This is a genomic window from Oleiphilus sp. HI0043, from assembly GCF_001634935.1.
In genome coordinates, this window is the sequence record NZ_LWEY01001127.1 from 1 (window position 1) to 2,748 (window position 2,748).

Here is a 2,748-nt window from a genome sequence, read left to right on the forward strand (position 1 = left end):
AAATGGCCAGACGCGCTACACCGCAGTAGACGGCACTCCAGAACTAAAAGGCGCGATCATCGATAAATTCAAGCGCGATAACAAGCTTGAGTATACGCCTAAGCAGATCCTCGTATCGTCTGGCGGAAAGCAAAGCTTTTTCAATCTCTCACTTGCCTTGCTAAACCCAGGCGACGAAGTCGTTATCCCTGCACCGTACTGGGTATCCTACCCCGACATGGTCAAGATAGCGGAAGGCAAACCAGTTATTGTTGAAACGAGCCTTGATAACCGTTTTAAAATGACTGCCGAGCAACTGTCAGCAGCAATTACCGATAAAACCAAAATCGTAGTTTTAAACTCTCCCTCGAACCCAACCGGGATTGCTTATACACGTGAAGAACTGGTTGCCATTGGCGAGGCACTAAAACAACACCCTGAGATTTTAGTCGTTACCGATGATATGTACGAACATATTCTATGGACAGAACAACCTTTCGTTAACATATTGAACGCCTGCCCAGAGCTATATGACCGCACCTTTGTTTTGAATGGTGTCTCTAAAGCATATTCCATGACAGGCTGGCGCATTGGCTACGCAGCAGGACCAGAAAAAGCAATCGCTGCGATGAAAAAGATTCAGTCGCAAAGCACATCGAACCCCTGCTCCATTTCTCAAGCCGCGGCGTTGGAAGCACTAAATGGCAGCCAGGAATGCATCACAACAATGGTTACCGAGTTTAAAAAGCGCCACGACTATCTTGTCGCAGCGCTTAATGAACTTCCCGGCGTGGAATGTATTTCTGGCGATGGAACATTTTATGTCTTTCCAAACTTCCAGGGTGCTATCGACAATCTAGCGAATATATCTAACGATGTTGAAATGGCCGAGATGCTGCTAAGTGAAGCAGGTGTGGCACTTGTACCTGGGTCTGCTTTTGGGTCTCCTGGATGCATGCGCCTAAGCTTTGCAACCAGCATGGAAATATTAGAGTCAGCAATTTCACGTCTCAAAAAAGTACTTTAAGGTCTTGACCTGGGCCGCTTTGCTCTTTAGTATACGCGGCCTTGATTAACGAAGTCTTCGTTAGTCTTCTGTTCCCCGATAACTCAGTTGGTAGAGTAGCGGACTGTTAATCCGTTTGTCGCTGGTTCGAGCCCAGCTCGGGGAGCCAACTTCTTATTCCCACTTTCCTAACTTTATCAAAGCTGCGCTTTGAATTAATTCTTTGTAGATCCACTCCAATCTATAGACCAGGCCTAAGACCTGCAGGATACAACCAGACCGTTTTTTTCACCCCCAAATAAGCCACATCGATTTGCCAACTATAAATATCGCAAACACAAACAAAAAAGCCCCTTACTTTCGTAAGAGGCCTGCCTTTAATCTCAACTATTAAAACTAGTTAAAGCTAATAGCTTTCTGGTAGAAACTTGCCGGGATACGTATATTTGTAGTAAATGATCTGAAGTCTGCATTCTCATCACCATCATCCAGAATAACCTCAATACTTCCACCTTCGCGCTCCAGGAAGCCCTTAACAGCATCCATACCAACACCACGCCCTGAAACGTCCGTAACCTCATCCGCAGTAGAGAAGCCCGAGGAGAAGATCAAATTAGCGATTTCACTCGCTGAAGGCTTCGGATCGGATTCTGCATAAATACCCTTCTCGATCGCCATTTTATAGATACGGCTAATTGCAATACCGCGCCCGTCATCGCGAACCGCAAGGTTTGCCAAATCGTCTATATAGCTAACGTCCAGACTAATAGTACCACTTTCAGATTTTCCTTTTTCAAGGCGCTCATCAATCCCCTCAATACCGTGATCCATAGCGTTTCTGAAAACATGCATGAATATGTTATTAAGCGTGCTATGCGCTTCGCTCTTAACAAAGATTCCTGCATTATCAATTTCGATATTTGGTTTACCCTTGCCAAGCTGCTCTGCGAGCGAGTTAGCTGATTCGATAACATCTGAAATCACACCATCTAAGGGCTTAGCTTCCATTGACATCAGCATGCTGTATGCCTCAGAAACAACACCTTTAACATTGTCATCAAGCGTTTGCTGGGTAAGTGACTTGATATTTTCCAACCAAGAGCTGACGCGTGCCGGGTCTAAGGAAATACCACTCTCAGCCTCTCCATCACGACCAAGTTTCTCACGGAACACATATGCATACTTCGCGATGATATCTTCCGCACCACTTAACTCTTCGAGCAATTGCTTCTGATCCCAAAGTACATCTTCATTCTTACGAAGATCGTCATAAGTACTTTCAACTTCATGAACAATGTCGGTAACCTGACTCAAACCATAGGTACGAGCATTCCCTTTCACTGTGTGCATTGAGCGGAACAGGTTAGCAATAATGTCCAGGTCTTTCTCATCATTTGCTTCGATAAGCTGTCGACATTCAGCCAAGAAGTCTTCAGAAGTACCAATAAAGTCGGCAAACTTACTTGCATCAACAGCAAGGATTTCACCAATAATTGCCAACTCACGCTTCTGCTCTTCAGCCTCTGCTTCTAGAGCTTTAAGCTCGGTAACATCTCTGACTGTCACCATTAACTTATCAACTTCACCTTCTTCACTGATAATTGGATCCCAATCCAGCTCAAGAATCTTTTCACGATCATCATCCATGCGGATGTTCATTTCAGTCATTAAGCAATGAGAGTTGAAGTCGTACATCATCTCGTCTTCACCGACAATAGCATCGACACCAGTAATATTCTGATCAACTGCATCAGAACCCGCCG

General features: G+C 44.9%; 2 protein-coding genes and 1 tRNA gene. 2 read left to right on the forward strand and 1 reads right to left on the reverse strand.

Going from position 1 to position 2,748, the window contains the following annotated elements; translation table 11 throughout:
• On the forward strand, nucleotides 1-1,006 hold a 1,006-nt coding region (locus A3729_RS12600; protein WP_068633965.1), incomplete at its 5' end, for a pyridoxal phosphate-dependent aminotransferase.
• A 72-nt stretch (nucleotides 1,007-1,078) separates the two neighbouring features.
• A tRNA-Asn gene (locus A3729_RS12605) sits at nucleotides 1,079-1,154 on the forward strand.
• Nucleotides 1,155-1,381: 227 nt separating this feature from the next.
• On the opposite strand, the gene A3729_RS12610 is transcribed toward A3729_RS12605, so the two are convergent.
• A partial coding sequence (locus A3729_RS12610) for an Hpt domain-containing protein (RefSeq protein ID WP_197475837.1) occupies nucleotides 1,382-2,748 on the reverse strand: 1,367 nt, incomplete at its 5' end.